This window comes from Pseudarthrobacter sp. CC4 (assembly GCF_048957775.1).
Taxonomy (GTDB): Bacteria; Actinomycetota; Actinomycetes; order Actinomycetales; family Micrococcaceae; genus Arthrobacter.
In genome coordinates this window covers 51,473-73,281 of sequence record NZ_JARCCZ010000020.1, presented here as the reverse complement: position 1 = coordinate 73,281, position 21,809 = coordinate 51,473, and the positions used below count along the sequence as shown (strand labels likewise).

The window sequence follows — 21,809 nt, the reverse complement described above, 5'->3', positions numbered from 1 at the left end:
GCGGTGCAGGGCGCGGGAAATGTTAGCGGCCCTGCCCGTGATCGTGCTTGTTGGGGTGCTGGCGGTGCGGGTCCGCGTGCTCCTCGGTTGCTGCGTGGCGGTTGCCCAGGTTGGAGTAGGACAAGGTGATGAACATCAGCACCAGCAGGAGGGCGAAAATAACCACCCCGAAGACCCACGGCTCAGCCCACAGCGGCGCGAGTTCGTGTTCTCCGCCTTCGGCGACGGACGTGGCAATCTGCTGGAACAGCATTTTCTCCCCTTGGGCTCAAACTATTGTGGCAGCGGAAAGCTCCGCCGTTTCTGACTTCTGGTCTATGTTACCGTGCGCTACCCGCGCACCTGGCCCTCGCCCTGCACGATCCACTTCGTGGTAGTGAGCTCGGTCAGCCCCATGGGGCCCCGCGCGTGCAGCTTTTGGGTGGAAATGCCCACCTCGGCGCCGAGGCCAAGCTCCCCGCCGTCGGTGAACCGGGTGGAGGCATTCACGATGACGGCAGCAGAATCAACCTCGGCGATGAACCGTTCTGCGTTACGGAGATCGTTGGTGAGGATCGCCTCCGTGTGGCCCGTGGACCACGTACGGATGTGCTGCACGGCCTCGTCCAGGCTGTCCACCATGGCCACCGCGAGGTCCAGGTCCATGTACTCCGTGCCCCAGTCCTCCTCAGTGGCAGGTTCGGACTCGATGGAGGCGGGCAGGGCCGCGCGGACCCGCTCGTCGGCATGCAGCCGGACCCCTGCCTGGCGGAGCGCGGCTGCCACGGCAGGAAGAACGGGGGATCCCGAGTGGACCAGGAGCGTCTCCACCGTGTTGCAGACGCTGGGCCGCTGGGTCTTGGCGTTGAGGAGGATCTCGACTGCCATATCCTCGCTGGCCGATTCATCGATGAAGATGTGCACGTTCCCTTCACCGGTCTCGATCACAGGCACGGCCGAGTTGACGACAACGGTCTGGATGAGCTCCCGGCCGCCGCGGGGAATCAGCACGTCCACCCTGCCGCGCGCCTTCATGAGGACGTTGGCACCTGCGCGGCCGTACTGGTCGACTGTCTGGACGGCGTCGGCAGGCAGGCCTACGGACTCCAGCGCTTCACGCAGTACCCGCACCAGCACCTCGTTGGTAGCTTGGGCGGCAGTGCCGCCGCGCAGGATCACGGCGTTGCCGCTCTTGAGTGCCAGCCCCGCAATGTCCACGGTGACGTTCGGCCGTGCTTCGTAGACTGCCGCCACCACACCCATGGGCACGTTCACCTGCCGGAGGCGCAGGCCGTTGGGAAGCGTCTGCCCGCGGACCACGTTACCCACGGGATCGGGAAGGTTGGCCAGGTTTTCCAAAGCTGCCACGAGTCCCGAGATGCGGGTTTCCGTCAGGGTAAGGCGGTCCAGCATGGCGGCGGAGGTGCCATTGGCTTTTCCTGCCGCCACGTCCATGGCGTTGGCCGTAAGAATGGCCCCGGTGTTCTCCTCCAAGGCTGCGCCGACGGTACGGAGGGCGCGGTCCTTCCAGGCCCGGTTTGCCATGGCCATACGGCGCGCGGCGTCACGGGAGCGGTCCGCAATGGCATGGACTGCTGCCTCAATATCGCCCGAAGACAGCGGGGAGTCAGCCGGCACCTGCGCCACGGATGAATTAGCCGGCTGCGCCTCGGTGGCGGCAGTATCTCCGGGATTTTCAGCAGTCGTGTTGTGGATCAGGGCCTCAGTCATGTTCCAAGTTTAGGCGAGCGGGAAGCTCAAACCAGCACCAGGTCATCAACGTGAACAACTTCGCGGTCATAGCCGCTGCCCAGCGCCTCACCCAGGTCCCTGGTGGACCGGCCAAGCATCTGCGGCAACTCCGCTGACGAATAGTTCACCAGTCCCCGCGCAACCACGGTGCCGTCGGCAGCTGCTATCTCGACGGCGTCGCCCGCTTCAAATTCACCGTGGACGGCGGAGATGCCTGCGGGAAGCAGCGAGGTGCGGTGGTGCCGCACAGCCTTGACGGCGCCTTCGTCCAGCACCAGCCGCCCTTGGACGGAGGCGACGTGCGCCAGCCACAGGAGGCGGACGGGCTTGCGGGCACCGTTGACCGTGAACCAGGTGCCCACGTCCTCGCCGTTAAGGGCAGCCGCCGCGTTAGGGGTGGAAGTGACAAGGGCATGGATGCCGGAGCCGGCTGCCATGGTGGCCGCTTCCACCTTGGTCAGCATCCCGCCGGTGCCCACGCCTGCCTTGCCGGGCTTCCCGATGGAGACGCCATCCAGGTCCGCGGGACCCGCAACGAGCGGGATCCGCTTCGCGCCAAGTGACGGCGGGCCATCGTAGAGGGAGTCGACGTCGGACAGCAGCACGAGCGCATCGGCCCGGACCAGGTGGGCAACGAGGGCAGCGAGCCGGTCGTTGTCACCGAAGCGGATTTCATGCGTGGCCACGGTGTCGTTTTCATTGACCACCGGCACCACGCCAAGGTTGAGCAGCCGGTCCAGGGCGCGGAAGGCATTGGTGTGCTGGCTGCGCCGCATGAGGTCTTCGGCGGTGAGCAGCACCTGGCTGACCGTCACACCGTGCGCCCCGAAGGCCTGGGTGTAGCGGGCCATCAGGAGGCCCTGCCCCACGCTGGCAGCTGCCTGCTGGGTGGCAAGATCACGGGGGCGCTTGGCAAGGCCCAGGGGTGCCAGGCCCGCGGCGATGGCACCGGAGGAGACCAGGATGATTTCGGTGCCGGTGTTGCGTTTGGCCGCCAACGCGTCAGCCAGGGCAGTCAGCGCCTCTTCGGAGATGCCGCCCTTGATGCTGGTCAGCGACGACGAGCCAACCTTCACCACGATCCTGCGGGCGCTGGCGAGCACGCTCCTGTCCACGGACCGCGCCAGCGGCACCGCAGCTGCCGCCCTAGAACTCATCGCCTGCGTCCAGTCCACTCTCCTTGAGCGGCTTGGCGACCCGGCGGCCGCTCACGGACTCGGTCCAGATGCCGGCCTTGCGCTCGGCTTCAAGTTCGGCGCGGGCGGCCGCCCTGGCGTCCTTGCGTTCCTGCTGCTCTTCACGTTTCTGTCCGCGCGTGGGGCGGTCGCCGATATCGGCAAACCGGACGTCGGTGCCGCGCGGCGAGGCCAACAGTTCCGCACCGGCCATCATGGTGGGCTCCCAGTCGAAGACAACGCCGTCATCCTCGCCAATAACAACTGTGTCGCCGGGCTTGGCGCCCTGCTTGAACAGCTCCGTCTCCACGCCGAGCTTTGCCAGGCGGTCAGCGAGGTAGCCGATGGCTTCCTCGTTGGTGAAGTCCGTCTGCTTGACCCAGCGCACCGGCTTTTCGCCCAGCACGCGGAACAGCGGCTCAAGGCCCTTCTCTTCCCGGCGGATCCGGAAGCCTGCTTCATTGACCGCGCGGGGCTTGATGACAACGGGCTGCACCTTGGGCGGCGCAGCAGCCACCGCGTCCCGGGCCGCCTGGACGATTTCGGCCATGGCAAAGCCCAGCTGGCGGAGGCCCTCGTGGCTAGTTGCCGAGATTTCAAAGACCCGGTAGCCGCGGGATTCCAGTTCGGGGCGGACGAACTCGGCCATGTCCTTGCCGTCCGGCAGGTCCACCTTGTTCAGTGCCACCAGGCGGGGGCGGTGGTTCAGCGGAACCACTTCACCGTCCTGGCCCGCGTAGCTCATGTCCACGGCGTACTTTTCGAGTTCGGCCTCGATAACGGCCAGGTCCGAGAGGGGGTCCCGGTCAGCCTCCAGCGTTCCGCAGTCCAGGACATGGACCAGCGCCGCACACCGCTCCACATGGCGGAGGAAGTGGTGTCCGAGGCCCTTGCCCTCACTGGCGCCTTCAATCAGCCCCGGCACGTCTGCAATGGTGAAGCGGACATCCCCGGCCTGCACTACGCCCAGGTTGGGAATCAGGGTGGTGAACGGGTAGTCGGCGATCTTGGGCCGCGCCGCGGACATGGCGGCGATAAGGCTGGACTTGCCGGCGGACGGGAAACCCACCAGGGCAATATCCGCAATTGACTTCAGTTCCAGCACAATGTCGCTGGACTCGCCTTCGATGCCGAGGAGGGCAAAGCCGGGAGCGCGGCGCTTTTGCGAAGAGAGCGCGGCGTTGCCCAGGCCGCCGATGCCGCCCGCCGCAGCCACGTACTCGGTGCCTTCGCCCACGAGGTCGGCGAGGACGGTGCCGTCCTTGGACTTGACCACCGTGCCGTCCGGAACGGGCAGGATGAGCGTCTCGCCGTTCTTTCCGCCGCGCCAGTCCCCCATGCCCGGGCCGCCGTTGGTGGCGTGGCGGTGGGGCGCGTGGTGGTAGTCAAGGAGCGTGGTGGTCTGGTGGTCCACGCGAAGGATCACGTCGCCGCCGTTGCCGCCGTTGCCGCCGTCGGGACCACCCAGCGGCTTGAACTTCTCACGGTGGACGGAGACGCACCCGTGGCCGCCGGTACCGCCGGATACGTGCAGTACTACCCGGTCTACAAAGCTGGCCACGTGGATCTCCTCAGTGCTGTTTCCTGGACACCCAAGGGCGCCAAGACGATTGTAATGCGGTTAAAAGAACAGTGGAGCGGACCACATGGCCCGCTCCACCGCTTCAGAACTGGTTGTTACTCTGCAGCTGCAGCAGCAACGATGTTGACGACGCGACGACCGCGGCGGGTGCCGAATTCAACGGCGCCCGGGGTCAGGGCGAACAGGGTGTCGTCGCCGCCGCGGCCAACGCCGGCGCCCGGGTGGAAGTGGGTGCCGCGCTGGCGGACGATGATCTCGCCTGCGGAAACTACCTGGCCGCCGAAGCGCTTGACGCCGAGGTACTGTGCGTTGGAGTCACGACCGTTGCGAGTGGAGCTCGCACCCTTTTTATGTGCCATCTGAAATGCCTGCCTCTAAATTCTGGGGAATCTGCTGAAAAACCTGAACAGTAACGGAAGGTTACTTGATACCAGTGATCTTGACCTTGGTCAGTTCCTGGCGGTGACCCTGGCGCTTCTTGTAACCGGTCTTGTTCTTGAACTTCTGGATCACAATCTTAGGACCACGGAGGTCCTGGAGGATCTCAGCCGTAACAGTTACCTTGGCCAGGTCAGCAGCGGCGGAGGTGACCTTGTCACCATCAACCAGGAGCAGTGCGGGCAGCTGAATGGTGCTGCCAGCTCCACCGGCGACGCGGTTCAGGGTAACGAAGTCTCCAACGGAAACCTTCTCTTGGCGGCCGCCTGCGCGGACAATCGCGTACACCACTTGGGAACTCACTTCTCTCGACGTTTATTACAAATTTGCGTGCGGAACCCGGTTCCATAATTGGTTGGGCTCTCGCTGTGCCTCAACGCCGTGGGGTCATAACCCAAGTGTTGGCGTAAGCACCGAAGATCTAGAATACGCTAGTTTTGGCTTCGGCCGCAAATGAGGCTGGTTCCGGCGGGTTGTCTGTGATAGGTACCACAACACATTTCCTTGGCCGGGGGGTGCCCCACCATAGTACCGGCGCGGCGGCCGTCCGGACGTCAGGAATGAAGGCGCGGCGCGTCGAAAAATTCAACTTCCAGGCGGCAGGACTGCCTGAATGCCGTGGCCATGGCGTCCTTCTCATGCGCCGGAGCGGTGCGCCCCGCACTGTCCACAATGGCAACCGCCCTGCGGGTGGCCGCGGCGAAGTCCTCATCCGCGTATGTGCGCAGCCACTCCGCGTAGGGATGGCCCGCCGGCTCCCCGGCAGCCACGAACTGTGCGTGGAGCGTTTTGCCCACCTCCGCGTACAGCCAGAAGCAGGGCAGGACGGCTGCCGCCAGCACGGCATAACTGCCCGACGCCGATGCCGCCACCAGGTGGTCCACGTAGGACTTGGTCACGGGTCCCAGCTGCGGCTCAACGGTCCGGGTACTGAGCCAGGAGCGGTGCAGTTCAGACTCGACCTCCAGGCATTGCGCGGCGGAACGTGCCCAGAAGAGTTGCTCTGCCTCGGTGGGGGCCAGGGCACTTGTCCGCGCGAGCACCCGTGAATAACCGTTGAGGTAGATGGCGTCCTGGGCCAGGTAGTAGCCAAACTGTTTCTCGGCCAGGTCCCCGGAGGCCAGGTCCCGGATAAACGCCAGGGAATAGATGGCTTCCAGGTGCTCCTCCGCTTCAGCCCACAGCCGCGCCGCGAAGCTGCCTTCAGCAGGCTCCGGCTGAAGGTGGTGGAAGTGGTGGACTGGTCCGTTGCCCGTACCCACCTGCAGCGACTCCGAGGCCTCCAGCGCGCCGGACAGCCAGGGCTTGACCTCCCGGAGGGCTGCCTCCCAGTCCCCCAGCCGCACCTGGACTGTGGCCATGGCTGATGACAGTGAACAACCGGTGCCGTGGCTGTTCAGCGTTGCCACCCGCCTGCCCGGGACCACCACCACGTCCTGGCCAAGCGTGCCTGCAGTGTTGACAAGGGCGTCGGGGCATTCGTCCCCGGCCAGGTGTCCGCCCTTCACAAGCACCGTCGCCCCGGTGGCGGAAGAGAGCTCGCGGCCCTGTTCCAGGGCGCCTTCCCAGCTCTCCTGCACGTTCCCGCCCACCAGCATGGCAAGTTCAGCCAGGTTGGGCGTGATGAGGTGCGCCAGCGGCAGCAGCTCACGAAGTGCGGCTTCGGCGGATTCCTGCAGGAGCCGGTCACCGCTGGTGGCCACCATGACAGGGTCCAAAACCACGACGCCGGGACGGACTTTTTCGAGCCACGCCCGGACAGCTTCGATCACCGCGACATCACCCAGCATCCCGATTTTCACGGCGTCGATGCTGATGTCCTCACTGAGCGCGTCAAGTTGCCGGGTGAGGAAGGCAGCAGGGGGTACGTGGACGCCGCGTACGCCGCGGGTGTTCTGTGCGGTGAGGGCAGTGATGGCGGCCATTCCGTAGCCGCCGTGGGCCGCGATGCTTTTCAGGTCCGCCTGGACGCCGGCTCCGCCGGACGGATCCGAGCCCGCGATCGAGAGGACCCGGGGCACGTGCCGCCGCTGGCCGGACTGTGCTGCAGGGGCAGGGGCGCCCTGAGGGGTGGCAGCGGGCAATTCGAGAGTTGAAGACAAGAGACATCCCTTCGCCGGTGCTAGCCGGACAGGTTCAACGGGTGTGGATCTCAGCCGGCTCTGTGCGCGGCACCCCGTGTCGGTTCACCAGCCTAGCTTTTTTGCGGTACGCAGGGCGAAGGTGACGCAGTGCGACTGGTGCGGCCTTAAATGCCGGATGCCCGGCCGTCCACACGTGGTGGGCGGCCGGGCATCCAGCGTGTCGCGTGCGGTGGCCTAGAGTTCCGAAGCGGGAACCCCGACACCCAGGATGATGGGCTCCGCGGCAGGCTTGGCGTTGCCTGGCGCAGGGGCACCTGCCTGGTCAGCTTCCGGCGCCTTTGCAGAGTGTGAATGCCCTGCCGCCGCGGCGGGGACATTCTCGTGCTGCTCGACGGAGGTCTCGTTGGCCGCACCCTGGGCGCGGCTGGCGCTGCGGTTGCGGCGCGCCCGGCGCGGGCGGGACTGTTCCAGGGTGTGGTCGGAATAGTCCTTTTCGCGCAGCGCATGGGCAGCCTGCAGCGGCTCAGGCCGGACCTGCGGCGACTCCGCCTGCGGTGCCTGGACGTGCTGCGGTGCTCGGACCTGCTCCGGTTCCCGCTGCTCCTTTACCGGCGCCCGCCGTTCGGGCTGACCGGCTGCGGCTTCCGCGGCAGGGGCAGGCTCACCGAGGTGGGCGAAGGCTTCGGCGAGCCGGTCCAGCGTCAGGGCCGGCTTCGGCTGCTGCTCCTCCGCGTGCTCCACGAACGGCAGGGCAACCTTCTCCCCGCCAAAGGTGAGGACGGCGGCAGGCCGGGAGGCGTCGCCGTCGTGCTTCTCAGGTTCCGCCGGCTGGACCTGCGGAGCCTGCCGGGCCGCGGCTACCTCATCGTCGTGCAGGTGGGCGGCGTGTGCTGCCGCAGCAATATTGGCAAGGGCAAGCCTGGTGGCTTCGGCCTTCGCGTGCCGCTCGGCGTCCGTGGGGTCGGGGTGGACCGTGTGCACGTGGAGGGCGGCTGCAGGAGCAGCGTCCACCTGCTGGCCGCCGCGGCCACGGCGGCGCTTCCGGTCAGGACGGACGCCGGGCTGGCTGCTGTCCCCGCGCTGGGCCTCAGCGCGGTGGCTTTCATTCCGGACGTCCGGGCGGGCGTCCGAGCGCTGAACGTGGTGTTCGGCCGCCACGATATTGGCCCGGCGGTGCTCCACGGGGTCATCGTGGGTCACCACACCGCGGCCGGCGCAGGCCTCGCACTGCTCGCCAAACACTTCAAGCAGCCCGGTGCCCATCCGCTTGCGGGTCATCTGCACCAGGCCAAGGGACGTGACTTCGGCAACCTGGTGCTTGGTGCGGTCGCGTCCCAGGCACTCCACCATCCGACGGAGGACGAGGTCGCGGTTCGATTCCAGGACCATGTCGATGAAGTCGATGACGATAATGCCGCCGATATCGCGCAGGCGGAGCTGGCGTACCACTTCCTCCGCAGCTTCCAGGTTGTTCTTGGTGACCGTCTCTTCAAGGTTGCCGCCGCTGCCGGTGAATTTGCCGGTGTTGACATCCACAACAGTCATGGCCTCGGTGCGGTCGATCACCAGCGAGCCGCCGGAGGGCAGGAAGACCTTCCGCTCCAGTGCCTTGTGGATCTGTTCGTCGATCCGCCATGCGCTGAAGATGTCCTGGTCCTTGGTCCACTTCTCGAGGCGCCCCACCAGATCGGGAGCAACGTAGGTGACGTAGGCCTCAATGGTGTCCCAGGCTTCCTCGCCGGAGACGATCAGCTTGGAGAAGTCCTCGTTGAAGACGTCGCGGACCACCTTGATGGTCAGGTCCGGTTCGCCGTACAGCAGTTCCGGAGCAAGGATCTTGGTGGAATTCGACTGGCTTTCGATGCCTTCCCACTGGGCCCGCAGCCGGTTGATGTCGTGGGTCAGCTCTTCCTCGGAGGCGCCTTCCGCAGCGGTCCGGACAATAACGCCGGCCTGCTCGGGGAGGCGGTCCTTGAGGATCCGCTTGAGGCGGTTGCGTTCGACGTCGGGCAGCTTGCGGGAGATGCCGGTCATGGAACCGCCGGGAACGAAGACCAGGTAGCGGCCCGGCAGTGAGATCTGGCTGGTCAGGCGCGCGCCCTTATGGCCCACGGGGTCCTTGGTGACCTGCACCAGGACGGTGTCGCCGGACTTGAGCGCGTTTTCAATGCGGCGCTGCTTGCCCTCGAGGTTCACGGCCTCCCAGTTGACTTCGCCAGCGTACAGGACGGCGTTGCGGCCGCGTCCGATGTCCACGAAGGCTGCTTCCATGGACGGCAGCACGTTCTGGACCTTGCCCAGGTAGACGTTGCCGATCAGGGAATCCTGCTGGGTCTTGGAGACAAAGTGCTCGGCCAGGACGCCGTCTTCAAGGACGGCAATCTGGATTCTGTCATCGCGCTGGCGCACGATCATCTGGCGGTCCACGGACTCCCGGCGGGCCAGGAACTCGGCTTCGGTGATGACGGTGCGGCGGCGGCCCGTGTCGCGCGATTCGCGGCGGCGCTGCTTCTTGGCCTCCAGGCGGGTGGAGCCCTTGACGCTGGTGACCCGGTTGCTGACCGCGGGTTCTCCCACGGGGCGCGGGGCGCGGACGCGGGTCACCGTGTTGGGTGGATCGTCGTCTCCCCCGCCCGTCAGTTCAAGGTCCTGGTCGCCACGGCGGCGGCGGCGCCGACGGCGGGACGTCACGCCTTCGTCGGCCTGCCCGGCGGCTTCCTCGTCGGCGTCATCGGCAGCATCGGTCTCGGCATCGGAGCCTTCGGCGTCTTCGCCGTCACGCTCGCCAGTCCTGCTGCGGCCGCGGCGGCCGCGGCCACGGCGCCTCCTGCGGTTACCGGCATCGTCCGAGTCGTCCTCGGTGTCCTCTTCTTCAGCTTCTTCCGTGGCGGCCGGCGCGGGCCGGACAACAGCGCTGAGATCCGGGGCCTGGAACAGGACGGAAGTGGCGGAACCTGGCTCCAAAAAGAGGGAGCCGAAAGGGCTTGCCGGGGCGGTGGAAGCGGCAGGGGCGGCTACGGGTTCCGCGGCAGCATCGCCCTGGGCCGCTGCCTCGGCGGCGGGCGGGCCCTGCACGCGAGTGCCGTTGTCCTGCCCGGCTGCGGAAGGCAGGACCGCAGGTTCCGGTGCGGCCGCTTCGGCTTCAGCTGCGGCGACTGCCGGGTCAGCGACGGCTGCTGCTTCCGCGGCAGGTGCGGCTTCGGCGGGTGCGGCTTCGGCGGGCGCACTCTCTGCCTGCGCAGCCGCAGCCTCCACCGCAGGGGCGGAGGTCTTGCGGGTGGCAACCCGCCGGCGTCGGACGGGTTTTGCGTCCTCCGCGGCGGCTTCAGAAGGCGCGCCGGCCGCGTCGCCGGCAGCGGCAGGGGCGGCTGCCTCCTCGGCGAAGGCCGGAAGCGGCTCAGCCGGGTCAACCTTCTTCCTGGAGCGGCTCCGGCGGACGGGTGCCTTCGCCTCAGCGGCGTCGGTAACCGGCACTGTGTTTACTGCGTTCGCGCCGGATTCGGCGGCGCTGGCCCCTGCCTGCACGGAATCTGCGACCGCGGTGCCTGCCGCAACGTCTGTTTCGGCGATCAGGGCGTCACTGGCCTTGGGAGCGGCTTTCCGCCTGGTCCTCGTGGCCTTCTTCGGCTCGGCCTCGGCACCCGTGGCCGCGGCTTCATCATTAACGGCTGAAACTTGTTCATTATCCATATGTGGCAACACTCCTGCCCCTGACGTACCGCCACATCCGGCACCCATTGGGGCACATATTGTCAAAACCCGCAGGCGTTGACAGAAGTCAAGTGGATACCCCCAGGTTCGCACCGGCAGTGGGGTGCGGCAGCCCGTGGGGGCCGGCAGGATGTTCAAAAACCCGTTGTTCCACGTGTCACAACCAGGTGCCGCCCAATGGAGTTGCGGGAGGCCGGATTGACAGATCCAAAGCCTGCGCTGCTCATCATTGGCGGTCTTGCGAACAAGCCACCGGACCGGAATCCGAATGTGGATCGGGTTCCAGCCACGTTCATTCTCTCATACCCGGACTATTCCACGGCGGAAGAGGCGCTGCCTGTTCCCTCCCTGAAGGGTCTTTCCAGCCGCCGGCGTTACAATCGGGCAAGGAGCACCCGATGAAAAGGACGCCTTGCCAATGCCCAGCATTTCCCCCGTCAGCGGCACCCACGCGCCGGAACGGACTCTTGACCCGGACACCAGTGCGGCTGGAGCCCGCCCGCCCATGACCCGCAACCGACCCCTCGGCTGGCTGCTGGTGGTCACCGGGGTGGTTGGCTGGCTCGCGTCCGGAGCACTGGTCCTGGAGAAGCTGGAGGTCCTCAAGGACCCTAACCACACCACGGTGTGCGATGTGAACCCTTGGATCTCCTGCGGCCAGGTGATGCAGACGTGGCAAAGCTCGCTGTTCGGCTTCCCCAACATGTTCATCGGCATCGTGGCGTTCGCCATCACCATCACGATGGGAATGGCGCTGCTGGCCGGCGCCAACTTTGCCCGGTGGTACTGGCTTGGCCTGCAGGCCGGCGTCACGCTGGGCTTCGCGTTTGTGGTGTGGCTATGGTCGCAGGCGCTGTACGTCATCCACATCCTGTGCCCGTTCTGCATGATTGTGTGGGCGGCAATGATTCCGCTCTTCGTGTGGGTGACCATCCGGAACATCAGCGCGGGCGTGATCCCGGGACCTGCCAAGGCCGCCCGCATCCTGGGCGACTCCGGCTGGATCATCACCGCACTGCTCTACGTGGCCGTTATCGCCACCATCTTCTTCGCCTTTATCCAGGTTTTCGCCGGCACGTCAGGCTTCTAGGCCTGCGGACGGGAAAAGCCCCTGGTTCCGAAGAACCAGGGGCTTTTTGCTGTCCCCGGGCGGTCAGCCCTGGAACCAGATCTTGATCTCGCGCTCCGCGGAATCGGTGGAGTCGGAGCCGTGCACCAGGTTCTGCTGGACCTTCAGGCCCCAGTCACGGCCGAAGTCGCCGCGGATGGTGCCGGGGGCCGCCGTGGTGGGATCGGTGGTGCCGGCAAGGGAACGGAATCCCTCGATGACCCGGTGGCCCTCGAAGATCGCCGCAACAACGGGGCCGCTGAGCATGAATTCCACGAGGGGCTCGTAGAAGGGCTTGCCGACGTGCTCCTCATAGTGCTGCTCCAGGAGTTCGCGCGAGGCGTCGACCTTCTTGAGTTCGGCCAGTGTGTAGCCCTTGGCTTCGATCCGGGCCAGGATGGCGCCGGTGAGGTTGCGGGCGACGCCGTCGGGCTTGATCAGGACGAGGGTGCGCTCAGTGGTCACGACTGCTCCAATGCGTTGGGATGGGTTTCGGGGACAAGTCTACGGGGACTTTGCCTACGGGGACTGCGGCTGCTGCCCCGGTCCAGCCGCCTGGTCCGGGTGCGCCGCCTCCCACTCCGCCTGCGCGCGGGCGCGCTCCCCGGCCTCGCGGTCCAGCCGGATTCCGGTGCGGATGCCGTACCACCAGGCCGCTGCGAACAGGGCGCCGACCAGGAACATGGCGGGCTCGAAGATGCCGGTCAGGACCAGGACGAGCTGCAGGATCCAGCCCAGCCCGATGCCCCAGGGCCTGGTGAGGAACGCGCAGGCCACGATCATCACGACACTGAGCCCGATCCCCACACCGAGGATGAGGGCCGGCGGGAACTCCCCGCGGCGAAGTCCGAACACTGCCAGGGTGGCGAAGAACATGACGAAGGCTTCCAGCAGCAGCACGGTGGATGCGAACATCACCTTGGTGGAGCGGCGCTTCCTGGGCATGCCCGGGCGCCACTCACGCTGGGCTTTGGTCAGCTTGGGCACTCAGGCCTCCGTCTTTCCGAGCAGGATCCGGGCCTCGGCAACGAGGGTGATGGAGCCTGTCACCAGGACTCCCCCGGACAGGTCGTCGTTGGCTTCGGCGCGTTCCACTGCCCACTCAAGGGCGTCGTCGAGCTTCTCCGCGATGTGCACGTTGTCCTCGCCGAAGCCAAGCTCAACCGCGAGTTCGGCCAGTTCCGCGGCAGGGACTGCCCGCGGGGAGTTCGACTGGGTGAAGCAGAATTCCTCCGCGATCCCGCCCAGCGACTCCTTGAGCTGCCGGAGGATCTCCTCGGCGTCCTTTTCCTTCAGCACCCCCACTACCGGAACCAGCCTGGTGAAGTTGAAGGCTTCCTGCAGGGCGGCAGCCGACGCCTTGATGCCATCCGGGTTATGGGCTGCATCCACAATGATGGTGGGCGCGGTCCGGACTACTTCAAGCCGGCCCGGCGACGTCACGTTGGCGAAGCCTTCCTGCAGCACGTCGAAGTCGAGTTCCTTTTCGCCCCCGAAGAATGCCTCGATCGCGGCCACGGCCACCGCGGCGTTCTGCGCCTGGTGTGCGCCGTGCAGCGGGACCAGGAGTTCCGGGTACCGGCCGGCGATGCCCTGGATGCTCACCATCTGCCCGCCCACCGCCACGGTCCGGGACTCAACGCCGAATTCCACGCCTTCGAAGCGGAACGGCACGCCCACGTCCTTTGCCTTCTCCAGCAGGACCTGCGCCGCGTCCAGGGGCTGCGCGGCGCTGATGAGGTAGCCGCCCGGCTTGATGATTCCCGCCTTCTCGTGGGCGATGTCCTCCGTGGTGTCGCCCAGGAGGTCCGTGTGGTCAAGGGAAATGGGCGTGATGACGGAGACCTGTCCGTCGCCCACGTTGGTGGCATCGGTGATCCCGCCCAGGCCAACCTCGATGACGGCCACGTTGACCGGCTGGTCCGCGAAGATTGCGAAGCCCAGGATGGTGAGGCATTCGAAGTAGGTGAGCCGGGGCTGGCCCTCGGCTTCAAGCTCGGAGTCCACCATCTCCAGGTAGGGACGGATTTCGTCCCAGATCCGGACGAACGTCTCGTCGGAAACCGGGTGGCCGTCGATGCTGATCCGCTCAGTGACCTTGGACAGGTGCGGGCTGGTGTACCGTCCGGTGCTGAGGCCATGGGCCCTCAGCACCGATTCGATCATGCGGGCGGTGGAGGTCTTGCCGTTGGTGCCGGTCACGTGGATGATCGGGAACGCCTTGTTGGGCTCCCCCAGCACGTCCATGGCGCGGAACAGGGGCGCGAGGCGCGGCTCCATCTTGTTTTCCGGCGCCCTGCCCAGCAGTTCGGCGTAGACGCTCTCTACGGAAAATTCGTCAGTCATGGATCAGGCCTCTACTTTTTCGACGGCGACGGCCGGCTCGGCGGCGTCCGAAGGTTCTGCCGCCAGGTCAACGGTGAGGGTCTCACCCTTGACCAGGTCGGCGTTGGCGAGCAGGGCGTCCACGACGTTCTGCCGGGCAGCCACGGTGGTCCGGATCCGGTCGCTGACGTTCAGCCCGGCGTCCTTGCGGGCCTGCTGGATGGCGCGGATCATGTCCCGGGCCAGTCCCTCTGCTTCCAGTTCCGGGGTGACCTCGGTGTTCAGGACCACAAAGCCGCCCCCGGGAAGGACAGCGGCTGCACGTGACCCGGCACCCTCTGCGGCTTCAGCCACGACGGTTTCCAGGACGTATTCCTGCGGCTCGAGCTCGAGGCCGCCGGCGGTGACCACCCCGGCGTCGCTGACGGACCAGTCACCGGACTTGGAGCCCTTGATGGCCTGCTGGACGTTCTTGCCCAGGCGCGGGCCGGCAGCCCGTGCGTTGACCACGAGCTTCTGCTCGATGCCGAACTCCTCCGGGGAGGCGGCCTCGGCGTCGAGCAGGCGGACCGAGCGCAGGTTCAGTTCATCGGCGACGACGGCGGCAAAGCCTCCCAGCGCGTCTGCACCGGGTGCCACGACCGTAAGTTCCTGCAGCGGGAGGCGCACGCGCAGGTTCGCGGCCTTGCGCAGGGAGGACCCGGTGGAGCAGATCTGCTGTACGCGGTCCATCGCCTCGACCAGCCCCGGGTTGGCCGGGAACAGCCCGGCGTCCGGCCAGTCGGCCAGGTGCACGGAGCGCCCGCCCGTGAGCCCGCGCCAGATCTCCTCGGAAACCAGCGGCAGCAGGGATGCGGCTACGCGGGCGACGGTTTCCAGCGCGGTGTAGAGAGCGTCGAAGGCGTCGACGCTCTCGTCGAAGAACCGCTGCCGGCTCCGGCGGACGTACCAGTTGGTGAGCATGTCCAGGTAACTGCGCAGTTCGTCGCAGGCGCCGGAGATGTCATAGCTGTCCAGCTGGGCGGTCATATTGCGGACCAGCTCGCCGGTGTTGGCGAGCAGGTACTGGTCCAGTGTGTCGGCGTAGCCGTCATAGCGCAGCTTCGCGTCGTAGCCCGCCCCGCCATTGGCCGCGTTGGTGTAGAGCGTGAAGAAGCTGTACACGTTCCACAGCGGCAGGATGACCTGGCGGACGCCGTCGCGGATTCCCTGCTCGGTGACCACGAGGTTGCCGCCGCGGAGGATGGGGCTGGACATCAGGAACCAGCGCATGGCGTCGGAGCCGTCGCGGTCCAGGACCTCCGACACGTCCGGGTAGTTGCGCAGGCTCTTGGACATCTTCTGCCCGTCAGAGCCCAGCACGATGCCGTGGCTGATGACGTTGCGGAAGGCCGGCCGGTCGAACAGTGCCGTGGAGAGGATGTGCAGCATGTAGAACCAGCCGCGGGTCTGGCCGATGTACTCCACGATGAAGTCGGCGGGGTTGTGGGTGTCGAACCAGGCCTCGTTCTGGAACGGGTAGTGCACCTGGCCGTAGGGCATGGAGCCGGAGTCGAACCAGACGTCCAGGACGTCCTCCACGCGGCGCATGACGGACTGGCCCTCTTCGGGAGTTCGGGGATCGTCCGGGTTGGGCCTGGTCAGTTCGTCGATGAACGGGCGGTGCAGGTCCACCTGGCCGTCTTTGTTCAGCGGCAGGCGGCCGAAGTCCGCCTCGATCTCGGCGAGCGAGCCGTAAACGTCCGTGCGGGGGTATTCGGGATCGGTGGACTGCCACACGGGGATGGGGCTGCCCCAGTAGCGGTTGCGGCTGATGGACCAGTCGCGGGCGTTCTCCAGCCACTTGCCGAACTGGCCGTCCTTGACGTTGCCCGGGATCCAGTTGATCTCCTGGTTCAGCTCGGACATGCGGTCCTTGAACTTGGTGACTTCCACGTACCAGGAGGACACCGCACGGTAGATCAGCGGGTTGCGGCAGCGCCAGCAGTGCGGGTAGCTGTGCTCGTAGCTGGCCTGCTTGACCAGCCGGCCCTGGGCACGCAGCACCTGCGTGATGGGCTTGTTGGCCTCGAACACCTGCAGGCCCGCGATGTCGTGCAGGTCCCCGTGCTTGAACAGCGGCAGGAACCTGGCGCCTTCGTCCACGGAAAGGATCACCGGAATGCCGGCTTCCTCGCACACCTTCTGGTCATCCTCGCCGTAGGCAGGCGACTGGTGGACGATGCCGGTGCCGTCACTGGTGGTGACGTAGTCGGCAACCAGGATCCGCCAGGCGTTCTCCATGCCGTACTTTTCGTTGTCTGCGAAGTCCTGCCACAGCGGCTGGTACGCAAGCCCTTCGAGTTCCGTGCCGGTGTGGGTGGAAACCACTGCGGCCTGGGCGGCCTCGAAATCCTCATAGCCCAGGTCCTTGGCGTAGTTGCCCACCAGGTCGGCCGCCAACAGGAAGCTTCCCGTGACGGGCGCCTCCGCGGAGGCAGCCTTGATGCCGTTCGGGCCGGCAGGCAGCACAGCGTAGGTGATGGAAGGGCCGACGGCGAGCGCCGCGTTGGTGGGCAGCGTCCAGGGCGTGGTGGTCCAGGCGAGGGCCTGGACGCCGGCAAGCTGCCGGGACAGCTCCGAATCCCCCGCGGTGATGGGGAAGGTCACCGTGACCGTCTGGTCCTGCCGGTTCTTGTAGACGTCGTCGTCCATCCGCAGCTCATGGTTGGACAGCGGTGTCTCGTCCTTCCAGCAGTACGGAAGAACCCGGTAGCCGTTGTAGGTCAGGCCCTTTTCGTGCAGCTGCTTGAAGGCCCAGAGGACGGACTCCATGTACTCCACGTTGAGGGTCTTGTAGTCGTTGTCGAAGTCCACCCAGCGTGCCTGGCGGGTGACGTAATTGCGCCACTCGTCGGCGTACTTCATCACGGAGGCGCGGCAGGCGTCATTGAACTTGTCGATGCCCATGGCTTCGATCTGGGTCTTGTCCGTCATGCCCAACTGCTTCATGGCCTCAAGCTCGGCGGGCAGGCCGTGGGTGTCCCAGCCGAAACGGCGCTCCACGCGCTTGCCGCGCTGGGTCTGGTAGCGGCCCACCAGGTCCTTGGCGTAGCCGGTCAGCAGGTGCCCGTAGTGCGGCAGGCCGTTGGCGAAGGGCGGGCCGTCGTAGAAGACGAACTCGTTGCTGCCGGGCTCGCCGCCCGGGGCGTCCGCGCTGCGCTGGTCGATGCTGGCCTGGAAGGTGCCGTCCTGGTCCCAGTACTTCAGGATGCGCTCTTCGATCTCCGGAAACTTCACGGAGGCGGAAACAGCGGCACCGCCGCTGGACGACGCGCTGGCAGAAGTGGAGGCTGAGGCCTTGGGGTAATACGTCATGTCGACATCCTGGGTTGAGCTTGGCGAACTGCCGGCCTGCGCCGTGCTGTTCCGTTCAGGATGCGAGGACGGCTTGCCGTGTTGTCCGCCGGACCCCACGCTCACCGCGGTACCACCTCACTTACCGTCGCTGCGTGTTCCCCGAAGGGAACTGGCGCCGCGACGGCCGCTCATTGACTGCTGTGACGGGCTTACCCGTCCGGTTCTACTGGCGCGTACCCCGTAACGGCAGTAGGCGTGTTCTTCCGGAAGCTCACCGGTGATTGCCGGGTCGACGCTGCTCGTTCCAGTTTAGGGTCCCGGGACTGCGGATGTCGAAACACCTTCTGGTTCCCGGCCGGGGCGCTTCCCGGTGGACTCTGGACGCGGGGCTCGGCAAGGGAAATACTTCAGTTATCACGGTCCACTGGGAGGGCACCATGAGCGGCGAGAACAAGATGACGGATGCGGGTCCGGTCGGGTTGATTGTTTCCATCCAAGATGCCCGTCGCGAAGATGCGGTCAACGGCCATCTTGCCTGGGGTGAATTGTTGTCCCCGCAACTGGTGGCCGTGCGGGGCAGCACCGCCTGGGCCCGCGATCCCTTGGCCCGCTTTGAGGTCCTGCTGGCTGCACCGGAGGACATACCGCTGGATGCCGGAGCTATCGAACGGATTAAACCGAGGCGGATTGAACTCATCCCGCCGACTGTCGAGGGCACCGAACGCGGCGCGTTGATTTGGCTTGCCCAGTTTTCCGCCTTCCCTGCCCCTTACGCGGAGACGCTCGGCCCGCAGGATCCTGCCGAAGAGGCGGGCCCCGATGCTATGCAAGTTCCGCCCGCCTGGGATGCCGCTGCGGTCCTGGGACCGGTAGCTGCACGCGAACAGGAGCTGCGCCAGAACCTGGTCCAGCCTTCCCCGGACTCCGGGGAAGGGGAATTCCGAATGTGGTGGTGCTTCATCTTCGGCGGCTGCTGATGCCTCCTATCACAGGCTCCGCCCGCCGCAACTGGAAGGAGGCCGGTGATTTTGCGGCCCTTCTCCTGTGCTTCGCGCTGGAGCTGTTGCTGTCATGGGACAAAGTAGCGGCACCTTTTCCGGGCGGCGCCTGGCTGGTGCCCTGGCTGGTGCTGCTCCTCTACGCGCCGTTGCCGTTCCGCCGGAAACGTCCGGTGGCGGTTTTCACCGTCACGGCTGCGGGCAGCGCAGCATTGAGCCTGCTTGTGCCCGGTTTCGTGCCGCTGTTCGGCGTCTGGCTGGCTCTCTACACCGTGGCCCTGCTGTGCCCGCGGATCCAGGCAGCGGCGGCGGCCGCGGCGGCGTGCGGACTGATTCTCCTGAACGTCCTGGTGGAGGTTGGCAGGTCCGGCGCCGGACAGGAGTGGGACGTGGCAACGGTAGGCGCCGTGGGCGGCGCCGTCATTACGCTGGCCGTCTTCGGGCTGGGCCGGTGGGTGGCCTGGAGTGTTAAACAACGACGCCGGGCGGCCCGTTATGCCGCTGAACGTGCCATCCGTGACGAACGCTCCCGCATCGCCCGCGAACTGCACGATGTAGTGGCTCATGCCGTGAGCCTCATGGTGCTACAGACCGCCGGCGCCGCACGCATCATGCAGGCAAACCCCCGGCAGGCCGCCGAGGCGCTCGAGAATGTTTCGTTGCTGGGGCAGCAGGCTGTGGTCGAACTGCGAAGGATGCTCGGGCTGCTCTACGATGGCGCTCCGGCCGCCTCCGCGGATTCCTGGGGGCAGGGCGGCGGACCCGATGCCCGGGACCTGCCGAGCATCTCCAAGCTGGAAGAATTGGTCAAGGAATCGGAGCGGGCTGGACTGGCCGTGGAGCTACAGGTGACCGGGGCGCCCGTCCTCCTGGAGCCGGGCGTTGACCTGTCCGCCTACAGGGTGGTCCAGGAAGCCCTCACGAATGCGTCAAGATATTCGGCGGCAGGGCATCGCGCTACCGTATCGCTCCACTGGCAGGCCTCCGGCGTGCAGCTGGAAGTCCGCAACCGGTGCCTTCCGGGGGCATTGCACCACCCGCTGTCGAGCGGTCACGGGCTGGTCGGGATGGCTGAACGGGCAAAGGCAGCGGACGGCTGGGTAAAGACTGGCAGGCGCGGCGACGAGTTCGTGGTCCAGGCGGGATTTCCCGCCGGCGCCCCTTCGCGACGCGGGACCCCGGCGGTTCACGGTGGACGCTGAGGACCAGCGGCAGATCCGCGTCCTGCTCGTGGACGACGAACCCCTGGTCCGCGGCGGCCTTGCGATGCTTCTGGGAGCCGAGCCCGGCATTGTGGTGACGGCCGAGGCAGGAAACGGCCGCGAGGGTGTGGCTGCCGCCCGGTGCGGCATCGCGGACGTCGTGGTCATGGACCTGCGCATGCCGGTGCTCGACGGCGTTGCGGCGACGCGGGAACTGGCATCGGACGGTTTCGTACCGGGAAACAACGCCCTGCCAGTGCTGGTGCTGACCACCTTTGACGGGGACGAGAAGTTGTACGCGGCGCTGCGGGCGGGCGCCTCCGGATTCCTGCTCAAGAGCGCAGCGCCAGGCAGCCTTGCGGAGGCGGTCCGGTCCCTGGCCCGGGGTGACGGCTGGCTTGATCCCGCCGTCACCCGAATGCTGATAACGCAGTTCGCCGGCAGGACACCGGATGTCCTTCCGGCCCCTGCGGAGCTGTCCCGGCTTACCCGGCGCGAGCGGGAAATCCTGGCCATCATCGCCACTGGCCTGAGCAATACCGAAATTGCCGCCGCGCTGTTCCTCAGCGAGGGGACCGTCAAAACCCATGTGGGGCGCATCTTCGCCAAGCTCGGGCTGCGGGACCGCGCCCAGGCCGTGGCCTTCGCCTATGAAAGCGGCCTGGTGCGGCCCCGACTTGGGCCGTAATCGGAAGGCACCTGCGGGGACAGGCCCGGTCTGACCGGGTCTGTCCCCGGCCATAGGGATTTCCGGGGCCATACCCCTCAAGAGGTACTGCACAAATAAGGCAGGAGCCCGACGATCCCTGCTTCCGGAAAGCGCAATGTTGAGGCATCGAAGGGGCCTCAACCGGAGGCCCCCGGGAGCCCTAAGGAGCAGTCATGAACAGCACAGCAGCCGCCAACCCAGAATTCATCGCCCCGCCTGCACGGAAGAGGCGCCGCGTCATCCGGAAGACAGTGGCCACGGCGGCGGTCGCCACAGCCCTGTCGGGCGCCGGAGTCGCAGCAGCACAGGCGGACGGCCTGCTGGCACCGGGCGCCTCCACGTTCGTCAGCACGAACCTCTGGGGAGCATCCAGGATCTGCGTGACCAACTACGGCGCCAACTGGGGCAGCTTTACGCTGTACGCCAGCTTCGCCAATCCCGAACAGAACTGGGTGCCCGCCTACAGCACGCGCTGCCGCGATGCCTGGTGGTTCGGACAGAACGTCCGTGTCCAGAACACCGGGTACACGATGGAATACGCCTACCGGGCGTTTTGACCAGGCGTCAGGCCCCCTTCCGGATCAGTTTGTAGTTTGCTGCCTGCGCCACCGGGCGGACCACAATCTGGTCGAGGTTGACGTGGTGCGGAACGCTCACTGCGTACCGCACCACTCCGGCCACGTCACCTGCAGTGAGCGGCTTCTCCACCCCTTGGTAGACCTTGTCCGCGGCCTGCCGGTCACCGAGCCGGTTCAAAGCGAACTCCTCCGTCTGGACCAGCCCCGGTGCCACCTCGATGACCCGGACGTTGTGCTCGGCTTCCTCCAGCCGAAGGGCCACGGTCAGGGCGTGCTGGGCGAATTTCGCCGCGTTGTACCCGCCGCCGCCCTCATAGGCTGCCAGCCCCGCCGTGGAGGTCAGGTTGAGCACCGTCCCTTCGCCGGAGGCGCGCAGCATCGGCAGGAACGCCCGGGTGAGCTTCATGGTGCCCAGCACGTTGACCCGGTACATCCACTCCCAGTCCTCCGTGTCGGCTGCTGCGATGGTGTCGGCGCCCCTGGCACCGCCGGCGATGTTGATCAGCGTGTCGATGCCGCCCGCTTCGGCCACCTCCGCCACAAGCCGGGACACGTCGTCGTCCTCGGAAATGTCGGCGGGGACTGCGACGGCGCCGGTCTCCTGCGCCAGGGCGGCGAGGCGATCCGCGCGGCGGGCGACCGCAAACACGGTCCAACCCTCCGCCGCGAGGGCACGGACGGTGGCCTCTCCGATTCCGCTGCTTGCGCCGGTCACCAATGCTGCTTTTTTCTGCGAAATGTCAGTCATGGCACCACCCTAACCGGGGCTGCCGAACGGGCGCCTCCCGATGAGTCGGCGGATGAACCGCAGCTCACGGGGTGCCTCATG

Annotated in this window: 18 protein-coding genes and 1 riboswitch; of the genes, 5 read left to right on the top strand and 13 right to left on the bottom strand. The window is 66.6% G+C overall.

The window, feature by feature from the left end; genetic code table 11:
• Positions 1-22: 22 nt before the first annotated feature.
• From PV768_RS14725 to PV768_RS14690, 8 genes are all read right to left on the bottom strand, one after another.
• Positions 23-253, bottom strand: coding sequence for a hypothetical protein (locus tag PV768_RS14725; protein WP_157241972.1), 231 nt, complete (start codon positions 251-253; stop codon positions 23-25).
• Positions 254-330: 77 nt separating this feature from the next.
• Positions 331-1,710 carry a glutamate-5-semialdehyde dehydrogenase gene (locus PV768_RS14720; RefSeq protein ID WP_421093396.1) on the bottom strand — a complete coding sequence of 460 codons (1,380 nt, stop codon included), beginning with the start codon at positions 1,708-1,710 and terminating at the stop codon, positions 331-333.
• 26 nt (positions 1,711-1,736) lie between these two features.
• Positions 1,737-2,888 (bottom strand): glutamate 5-kinase, encoded by a 1,152-nt coding sequence (gene proB, locus PV768_RS14715; RefSeq protein ID WP_321213742.1) that lies wholly within the window; start codon positions 2,886-2,888, stop codon positions 1,737-1,739.
• The gene (gene obgE / locus PV768_RS14710) at positions 2,878-4,467 is read right to left on the bottom strand and encodes a GTPase ObgE (protein ID WP_421093395.1); all 1,590 of its coding nucleotides are present in this window, start codon (positions 4,465-4,467) and stop codon (positions 2,878-2,880) included. The genes proB and obgE overlap by 11 nt, the downstream gene beginning before the upstream one ends.
• Before the next feature lie 116 nt (positions 4,468-4,583).
• On the bottom strand, positions 4,584-4,847 hold the full coding sequence (gene rpmA / locus PV768_RS14705) for a 50S ribosomal protein L27 (RefSeq protein ID WP_009372867.1): 264 nt from the start codon (positions 4,845-4,847) through the stop codon (positions 4,584-4,586).
• A gap of 61 nt (positions 4,848-4,908) precedes the next feature.
• A complete protein-coding gene (gene rplU, locus PV768_RS14700) occupies positions 4,909-5,217 on the bottom strand; it encodes a 50S ribosomal protein L21 (RefSeq protein ID WP_066276623.1) in 309 nt (102 codons plus the stop codon).
• A gap of 263 nt (positions 5,218-5,480) precedes the next feature.
• The gene (gene thiD / locus PV768_RS14695; protein WP_421093394.1) at positions 5,481-7,028 is read right to left on the bottom strand and encodes a bifunctional hydroxymethylpyrimidine kinase/phosphomethylpyrimidine kinase; all 1,548 of its coding nucleotides are present in this window, start codon (positions 7,026-7,028) and stop codon (positions 5,481-5,483) included.
• A riboswitch (TPP riboswitch) is annotated at positions 7,018-7,115 on the bottom strand. It overlaps the preceding gene by 11 nt.
• A 129-nt stretch (positions 7,116-7,244) precedes the next feature.
• Positions 7,245-10,700, bottom strand: coding sequence for an Rne/Rng family ribonuclease (locus tag PV768_RS14690; protein ID WP_421093393.1), 3,456 nt, complete (start codon positions 10,698-10,700; stop codon positions 7,245-7,247).
• 439 nt (positions 10,701-11,139) lie between these two features.
• Between PV768_RS14690 and PV768_RS14685 the strand changes: the two genes are divergently transcribed.
• The gene (locus PV768_RS14685) at positions 11,140-11,811 is read left to right on the top strand and encodes a vitamin K epoxide reductase family protein (RefSeq protein ID WP_421093392.1); all 672 of its coding nucleotides are present in this window, start codon (positions 11,140-11,142) and stop codon (positions 11,809-11,811) included.
• Between the two features lie 63 nt (positions 11,812-11,874).
• On the opposite strand, the gene ndk is transcribed toward PV768_RS14685, so the two are convergent.
• Genes ndk through ileS form a run of 4 tightly spaced genes read right to left on the bottom strand, consistent with a single transcriptional unit; the run spans position 11,875 to position 17,511 of the window.
• Positions 11,875-12,294 (bottom strand): nucleoside-diphosphate kinase, encoded by a 420-nt coding sequence (gene ndk / locus PV768_RS14680; RefSeq protein ID WP_228403670.1) that lies wholly within the window; start codon positions 12,292-12,294, stop codon positions 11,875-11,877.
• A gap of 54 nt (positions 12,295-12,348) precedes the next feature.
• On the bottom strand, positions 12,349-12,816 hold the full coding sequence (locus PV768_RS14675) for a DUF4233 domain-containing protein (RefSeq protein ID WP_421093391.1): 468 nt from the start codon (positions 12,814-12,816) through the stop codon (positions 12,349-12,351).
• On the bottom strand, positions 12,817-14,175 hold the full coding sequence (locus PV768_RS14670; RefSeq protein ID WP_421093390.1) for a bifunctional folylpolyglutamate synthase/dihydrofolate synthase: 1,359 nt from the start codon (positions 14,173-14,175) through the stop codon (positions 12,817-12,819). It abuts the gene before it with no gap.
• 3 nt (positions 14,176-14,178) lie between these two features.
• Positions 14,179-17,511, bottom strand: a complete 3,333-nt coding sequence (gene ileS / locus PV768_RS14665) for an isoleucine--tRNA ligase (RefSeq protein ID WP_421093389.1) — start codon at positions 17,509-17,511, stop codon at positions 14,179-14,181.
• Positions 17,512-17,930: 419 nt separating this feature from the next.
• Here ileS and PV768_RS14660 point away from each other — a divergent pair, with 419 nt between their 5' ends.
• From PV768_RS14660 to PV768_RS14645, 4 genes are all read left to right on the top strand, one after another.
• Positions 17,931-18,470, top strand: a complete 540-nt coding sequence (locus tag PV768_RS14660) for a hypothetical protein (protein WP_321213746.1) — start codon at positions 17,931-17,933, stop codon at positions 18,468-18,470.
• On the top strand, positions 18,470-19,693 hold the full coding sequence (locus PV768_RS14655) for a sensor histidine kinase (RefSeq protein WP_421093388.1): 1,224 nt from the start codon (positions 18,470-18,472) through the stop codon (positions 19,691-19,693). Before PV768_RS14660 ends, PV768_RS14655 begins: the two co-directional genes overlap by 1 nt.
• Positions 19,683-20,381: a response regulator gene (locus PV768_RS14650; RefSeq protein ID WP_421093387.1), complete on the top strand. Its 699-nt coding sequence runs from the start codon at positions 19,683-19,685 to the stop codon at positions 20,379-20,381. The genes PV768_RS14655 and PV768_RS14650 overlap by 11 nt, the downstream gene beginning before the upstream one ends.
• A 194-nt stretch (positions 20,382-20,575) precedes the next feature.
• Positions 20,576-20,959, top strand: a complete 384-nt coding sequence (locus PV768_RS14645; RefSeq protein WP_421093386.1) for a hypothetical protein — start codon at positions 20,576-20,578, stop codon at positions 20,957-20,959.
• 7 nt (positions 20,960-20,966) lie between these two features.
• Here PV768_RS14645 and PV768_RS14640 read toward each other — a convergent pair whose 3' ends face one another.
• A complete protein-coding gene (locus tag PV768_RS14640) occupies positions 20,967-21,728 on the bottom strand; it encodes an SDR family oxidoreductase (RefSeq protein WP_421093385.1) in 762 nt (253 codons plus the stop codon).
• Between the last annotated feature and the right edge of the window lie 81 nt (positions 21,729-21,809).